Annotated in this window: 6 protein-coding genes; 3 read left to right on the forward strand and 3 right to left on the reverse strand. The window is 28.4% G+C overall.

From position 1 onward, the window contains the following. Positions 1–15: 15 nt before the first annotated feature. Positions 16–1,002, reverse strand: coding sequence for a DUF4003 family protein (locus tag Q0V24_RS12885; RefSeq protein ID WP_297522146.1), 987 nt, complete (start codon positions 1,000–1,002; stop codon positions 16–18). 658 nt (positions 1,003–1,660) lie between these two features. Between Q0V24_RS12885 and Q0V24_RS12890 the strand changes: the two genes are divergently transcribed. Further along, positions 1,661–3,196: a hypothetical protein gene (locus Q0V24_RS12890; RefSeq protein ID WP_297522136.1), complete on the forward strand. Its 1,536-nt coding sequence runs from the start codon at positions 1,661–1,663 to the stop codon at positions 3,194–3,196. Between the two features lie 125 nt (positions 3,197–3,321). Here the strand turns inward: Q0V24_RS12890 and Q0V24_RS12895 are convergent, their stop codons facing one another. Further along, the gene (locus Q0V24_RS12895; RefSeq protein ID WP_297522138.1) at positions 3,322–3,468 is read right to left on the reverse strand and encodes a hypothetical protein; all 147 of its coding nucleotides are present in this window, start codon (positions 3,466–3,468) and stop codon (positions 3,322–3,324) included. A gap of 489 nt (positions 3,469–3,957) precedes the next feature. On the opposite strand from Q0V24_RS12895, the gene Q0V24_RS12900 reads away from it, so the two are divergent. After that, positions 3,958–4,992, forward strand: a complete 1,035-nt coding sequence (locus Q0V24_RS12900) for a HoxN/HupN/NixA family nickel/cobalt transporter (RefSeq protein WP_297522140.1) — start codon at positions 3,958–3,960, stop codon at positions 4,990–4,992. A 55-nt stretch (positions 4,993–5,047) separates the two neighbouring features. On the opposite strand, the gene Q0V24_RS12905 is transcribed toward Q0V24_RS12900, so the two are convergent. Beyond that, on the reverse strand, positions 5,048–5,530 hold the full coding sequence (locus tag Q0V24_RS12905; protein WP_297522142.1) for a dUTP diphosphatase: 483 nt from the start codon (positions 5,528–5,530) through the stop codon (positions 5,048–5,050). Between the two features lie 344 nt (positions 5,531–5,874). Here Q0V24_RS12905 and Q0V24_RS12910 point away from each other — a divergent pair, with 344 nt between their 5' ends. Continuing rightward, complete coding sequence (locus Q0V24_RS12910) at positions 5,875–6,690, forward strand: SH3 domain-containing protein (RefSeq protein ID WP_297522144.1); 816 nt, start codon at positions 5,875–5,877, stop codon at positions 6,688–6,690. Positions 6,691–6,807 lie beyond the last annotated feature (117 nt).

The raw sequence follows: 6,807 nt of genomic DNA on the forward strand, positions 1-6,807 counted from the left end.
GTTTTTATTATATAATTAACTACTTGCAGAACTAGCTGCACTTGCTGCTATTACCCCTGCCATTACTGCCATTTCCATAGCAATCTCTATAGTTAGTATAATAGCACTCGTTGCATTAACCACACTATCCTTTGTATCATTTTCTAAGTCATTTGAATAGTTTACTGCTACAAGTCCAACGGACATCATATTTCTTATCTCACTACCCATGCTAATATTCTTAAAGCCTTTTATCACTTTAAGCTCATCATCAACACGCCTAACTTCCTGCGCAAAATCTTTTGGATGCGAAGTTAAAAATGCTGAAACTGCAAGAAGTGGCAGTGTAGTAGATTTAATTTTAATATTATTCTCTCGAAGTATCTTATCCATAGTTACCACTTTTTCTATATTCTCATCAATATCACCATCAAATAAAACTAAAATATGTGATAAACTTTGTAGACTATTACCTGACCAGTAACCCTTCTCTTTTAATCTATTATAGTAAACCTGTGTATCTTTCATTTTTTTCTCTATGTCATTTGAATTAATAGCAACCATAGCTGCTGCCACTGTATCTTCTTCCCCAGTTAAAAACCAATGATCTTTCTTCATCAAATCATAAATATCACTACTTTTTTTTATAACCTCAGTACTATTAACTCTATCTTTTGCATTAAAAATAGCAATAGCTGTAAGCACTAAATACTCACTTGAAGAAAACTTTTCTTTAAGGTTTTTATAAATGGCTTTAATCTCTAAAAATGCACTTTCCTTATTTTCTTCTAAAGAGATTGTAGTAGCTACTACATACATAATATTTCCTCTAAAATTCGAAAATCCTGACGTATTCTTTTTTATAACTTCAATAGCTTCATTAATCAGTTTAGAATTTGCTTTAACACCTTTTAAAGCTAAAGAAAAGGCACTTCCTCTTTTTATTTCCATTGAAGAAAAAAATCCTCCAACCTCGCTAAATTCATTATAATTATTAACTAATAAATCAATACTTACATTCATCAAAAATCTCCCCCTTATATTATCTAAATATTATTTAAAAATTTTCAAACCCTTAATATAATCTAATATAAATTCTATTCCACCACCTAAAAGCCCAGCACTAAAGAAATCCATATTTTTTCCACACCCTTTTATTTAAATCTTGTTTCTATTATATATCTTTTTCTTTAATGTATCCTTACAAGTCTATTAACTTTCCCACTTTCATATCTTAGAAAAAATATTATAGCCAATTAACTTATAATTAACTCACTATAATATTTTTTCATTTAAGGATACAGTAAGTTATTTATAAATAAACTACATGTATCAATTGTAACTTCTACTATCTTAGTTATAGCAATAAAATGTTTTTTAATCATAATAATTCACCTCTTTATCAAAATTATAAAGGTTAATTATGGCATTTCAAAAACATCTTCTCTCTTCTTTTTCTCTACGTGAATTAGCTATCTATGTATATTTCTTTAAAACTATTCTTTAAAGCTATAAAGTTATTCAAAAACTCTAAACTAATACCAAAATTCTTTAATATATCCCTATAGCTTATTACTAATTAATATTGTATTGATAAACTTTTACTTATCTGCACCAAAATATCACTATAACATATACAATTATAGTAACCTTTTTAATAAAACTTTAGGAGGTAATATATATGAAAAAATCAATTTATAATATTATTTTAGACAATACTATCGAAGGTATAGTAAACGACAATAACGTAATGGAACTTATACATAATGAAAATTCAAATATCAAATTAGGATTTTCACATGAATTTATAGGTGATGAAACGACAAAGAGAGAACACTCTGATAAAGTTTTTGCAACTATAGAATCACTCCATAAAAAAGAAATTACAACTGAAGAATTAGAATCTCAATTATTAGATATAGGATTTGAAACTTTAAATATTATAGATATACTCTCTAAAAAATTCAATGAAACTAACTATAATACTGAAGTTTATGAAGCTTTTAAAACCCTTATATTTACTGCTGATGATGTTGAACTTTGCAAACTTGCACTAGAAATGACTGCTTTAACACCAGACTGTAGAGAGCTATCTAATGAATATATGCTCTTTGGACAAGTTGATTACTTCTCTAATGTAGTAGCTTTTATTTTTAGAGCATGGATAGAATTTGATGAATTTAAAGAAGATATGTTTAAACTACTTGATGTAAGTGCTAATTGGACTGCTATTGATTATGCTAGAGGTTTTATGGCTATTGAAAGTGTACTTAAAGATGTTAAGTCTCAAAAACATTTACTTATAGGTGCATTATCTAATAATAGCTTAAAAATGGAGATTGCCGTTGAGCTTGCAACTAACCTAGACCTAGACTCATTAGTAGCTCAAAGTGTTACAGATAGGGAACTTTCTATTGCTGTGAATGGATTATTTACTAGCTTACTATTAGAACTTGATAGATATGGTGGAATCTTTGCTTTTGTAGATAGCGAAGTTTTATTAGAATTATACCTAGAGTTCTTACTTCATACTAGATTCGAAGATATTAAATTTGTTGGTCTTGATACATTTAATGAATTTATTCTAGATTTAGAAGAACATTATGCAGAACATACAGAAGGAGATTATACTAAAATCATAGTAGCTGTTAAGCTCGCAGTTAAAGAGTTTAATACACCTGAAAACTTTGATATAGCACTAACTTATGGAAATGACAATTTATATCACCTAATTAGATTTGCTAAAAATCATAACGTTAGTAAGATGGCAATTGACTACTTTACACAGCTTGATATAAAACACGAACTTGATAAGTACCTTTTAGTATTCCTAGAAAGTCTACTTGCGATTAAAGGAACTACAGATGTAAAAATACAACTATTTAAAGAACTTTGTGATTTATATAAAGTAAGAACACTAGAACATCCTCAACTTTCTGAAGAACCTGTATTAAGTGATTTTGACCTAGAAATTATACTTTCTAGATTACCACTTTTAAAGGAATTTTGGAATGAAGGTGGCTTCTCACTTTTAAAAGAAATCCTAAATGACTTTAACCCAATTGTAAGGGTTCGTGCCCTTGAATTTATCTATCCGCTTGATAAAAATGACCTAGATAAAGAACTTATTTCAAAAATCAAAGAGAGATTATTAGATAACCCTCACTACATAGTTATAGAAGCTATAGAGGTTTGTGAGAAATTTAATTTAATATAAAACAAAGAACTATATAACAATAGGCTATCAATTAAATAGCACTACTGTTATATAGTTCTTTTACTATCTCACTTATCATTTTTATAATTTTCTGTTTCAAATTCCACAAAAAATTATAGCTAAACCTAAAACTTTCTTAATCCTCTTTTGATTAATCCAATTATAACTAAAACTGGCATAACAGCTATTAATAAAACTCCTAATATTCCTGTCACCTCTAATAGCCCCCAAATAGTTTCAACAATTGTATCTTTTTTAACTTTTTTATCCATAATATCCACCTCCCTAATCTTTTTATATTAAGAATATACTTTATATAGATTTAAAGAGTAACATATTACTAACATTTCCTAAAAATAGATAAATATTATTTAAATTACTGTTTAATTTGCAAATCTTTTCTTAATAGTTTATTTTAGTTAAGAGTATATTTTTACACCTTATTGATTATCCTTTATCATTTGCAACCAAAGTATCACTAGCCTTTTATAGAATTTTATTTTTAAGCATAAAATAGTTTTTTTGACACTAAAAACCTAATAAAATGTATTTTTTTTGAAGGTCTAATTATATATAAGTAAGAAACATAATATGTTAAATTATTTTTGTTGCCTTTAACACATAGAGAAGTTATTAAACTGACATTTATATTAATAAAAAATTAATAACTACTTGTTTTGCAATAAATTTATAATTTAACGGAATTATTATATAAAATTAGGTACTGTATTCTTAAATACAGTAGAAGGAGAGATTTTTTTATGCGTAATAGTAGTAAAAGTTGGAAAGTCGATGCAATGAAATATGGAGCTTTTGTCATATTCTTATTTGCAGCCGGAATAATATTCCTTTCGACTGGAGTATTCAAATTCCCAACACTTTTAGGAATGGGAGTATTATCTTTAACATTTGGACTTGCACACGCATTTGACTGCGATCATATAGCATGTATAGATAATATGACTCGTAAGATGGTTCAAAGAGGTGGGAAAACTAGAGGAGCTGGATTCTTCTTCTCACTAGGGCACTCTACAGTAGTTATGCTAATGGGAGTTGTAACTATTTTTGCAGTTCACTGGGCAAAAAAATCAATTCCAGAATTTCAGGCTGTTGGTGGAGTTATAGGAACTGTAATTTCAGCAGTATTCCTTATACTTTTAGCACTTGCTAACTTTGTTATTTTAAAGAACATGATGAAAACTTTTAAAGAAATGAGAAATGGTACATATACTGAAGAAAGTCTTGAAAGACCTGATAAAGGTTTTGTAAACCGTTCAGTAAATCACATACTTAACATAGCTAATAAAAATTGGCATATTTATATCATAGGATTCTTATTTGGTCTTGGATTTGATACAGCAACTCAAATAGCAGTATTAGCTACATCAGCTACTGCGACAGCTCAAGGTGTGCCTTGGACAGCAGTTATAGCTTTCCCTATTTTATTCACTGCTGGGATGTGTCTTATGGATACACTTGATGGATTCTTTATGTCTACAGCATATCAATGGGTTCTTACTTCACCAGTAAAGAAAATATACTATAATATGACTATAACAGTGCTTTCAATAATAGCAGCTGGATTTATAGGTTTTATAGAAATCGGACAAGTTTTCGCTATGGAAAAAGGTTGGAACTCAGGATTCTGGGGTTGGTTACAAGGACTTAACTTTAGTGTAATGGGACTTTCACTTGTTGGATTATTTATAGCAGTTTGGGTAATATCTTTAATCTGTTGGAATGTATTCCATATAGAAGAAAAACTAACTGTAAGTTCACCAAATGCGAAAGCATAATTAATTTGACATAAAAAAAGACTTTAAGCAAAATACTTAAAGTCTTTTTTTATATTTATATTTCTCCAGATGAGCCAAATATCCCTCTTCTCTCCGTTTCAAGATACTCATCATGATCTGCTATAAGATACGTTTTAAAAATACCTTGGCAAATTCTCTCACCAGCTTTTATATTTACATCATAATCATTTGTATTCCAAAGTGATAATCCTATGTTCCCATCATTTTCACCATTATCATAAGCTGATGCATCTATAATTCCTGTTCCATTACTAAGATGGATACCTCTTTTAACCCCTATTGAACTTCTCACGTATACATCTAACACTTCATTATCATTCATATATGCCTTAAGATCTGTAAAAATAATCTTTCTCTCATTAGGCTTTAATCTTATATCTACAGGGGTTCTCATATCATATCCAGCACTTTTACTGTCCCCTCTAATAGGAACTTCTATTTTTACATTAGGATATATTCTAAACTTATCCTCTACTACCTCAAAACCTCTTATTCTTTTTTTCTTTTTTTCATTCATTTCTATCACATCCTTCAATTTCATTACTTATTTTCAGTCTACCCCCTGTAATTAATTTTGTCGAATTTCAAAAAATATCTTAAAGTATTATTTTTAAATAGTATTTCTACTATTTTTAAACTTAATATTTAATTTAATAGTATTCTTTCAAAAACTTTCAATACATTCTTATTTTTATTACTAAATTTATACTTTTCAGAGGTACATATCACTTTAACCATAAATACATTAATTTGCTTATTATCATTATTTATGGTTAATTTTACTAAGATTTTAAATTAAAATAAATACTTTATTTCAAACTGAAATCTAATAAATTATAAGGAAGGGTGTTTCTAAATCATATGTCTAAATATAAATTAACTAATATAATAGCTGGTGTTGCACTTATCTCAGGTATTGCTATAAGTACTTCAAACATTGGAAGTTCAACACATACTATATCTAAAACTTCCGAGCACAATAAACTTCAAAATACAATTCTATTAACAAGCCCTAATAATACTACAAAAGGCAATATTTTAAATATCCTGCAATATAAAACTAATAGAGTTAATGCATTTAGTGAAGCTACACAGCTACATGGCAGCATAATGGATAATTGTACTTATTATCTTTCATCTCTACTTAGAATGGATGGATATGATATACCTAGTGGCACTGGCAGTGTTTCTGGTTTAAATAACTGGGCTCATCAAAATTCTTGGAATTTTTCTACTAATTTATCTAATTTAAAACCTGGTGATATTTGTTTTGCTAGTAATGACCATACTTTCGTCTTTGTATCTTGGTACAATAAAGCTAAAGGTCTTGCTAATGTTAATGATAATCAGCTTGCATATTTTGATCCAGGAAAAGCTACTTATGTAAGAGATTTAAACGGCTCTTCTGGAGGCATGTATCTTCCTGGTTGTGGCAATAACAATTCCTATTTAGGAGTTTCAAGTTTTGCTACACCTAAATCAAATGAAAATATAGCAACTGTTAAAAGTGGTAATTCACCTTTACATTTAAGAAATTCTATTGATGGTAAACTTATAGGTTCTATCCCTAATGAATCAAATGTAAATATAATTAATAGAAAAGATGGTTGGTACAAAGTTAATTACAAGGGTGAAATTGGCTGGGTTGCTGGTTGGTATCTTGTAAAGCAAAAATAAAGATATATCATATTATATCTTTATTTTTACTGATAATTCAAAAAAGCACTAGTTTTCACTAGTGCTTTCAGATTGTAGACAAAAGGTACATTTCTAAAATATAGAAATGTACCTTTT

It is taken from the genome of uncultured Clostridium sp. (genome assembly GCF_947039605.1).
In the GTDB taxonomy this organism is placed as follows: Bacteria; Bacillota; Clostridia; order Clostridiales; family Clostridiaceae; genus Sarcina.

Coding starts and splice junctions, on each gene's coding strand:
- Q0V24_RS12900 (WP_297522140.1), top strand. CDS start 3,958: ATGCGTAATAGTAGTAAAAGTTGGAAAGTCGATGCAATGAAATATGGA.
- Q0V24_RS12885 (WP_297522146.1), bottom strand. CDS start 1,002: ATGAATGTAAGTATTGATTTATTAGTTAATAATTATAATGAATTTAGC.
- Q0V24_RS12910 (WP_297522144.1), top strand. CDS start 5,875: ATGTCTAAATATAAATTAACTAATATAATAGCTGGTGTTGCACTTATC.
- Q0V24_RS12905 (WP_297522142.1), bottom strand. CDS start 5,530: ATGAATGAAAAAAAGAAAAAAAGAATAAGAGGTTTTGAGGTAGTAGAG.
- Q0V24_RS12895 (WP_297522138.1), bottom strand. CDS start 3,468: ATGGATAAAAAAGTTAAAAAAGATACAATTGTTGAAACTATTTGGGGG.
- Q0V24_RS12890 (WP_297522136.1), top strand. CDS start 1,661: ATGAAAAAATCAATTTATAATATTATTTTAGACAATACTATCGAAGGT.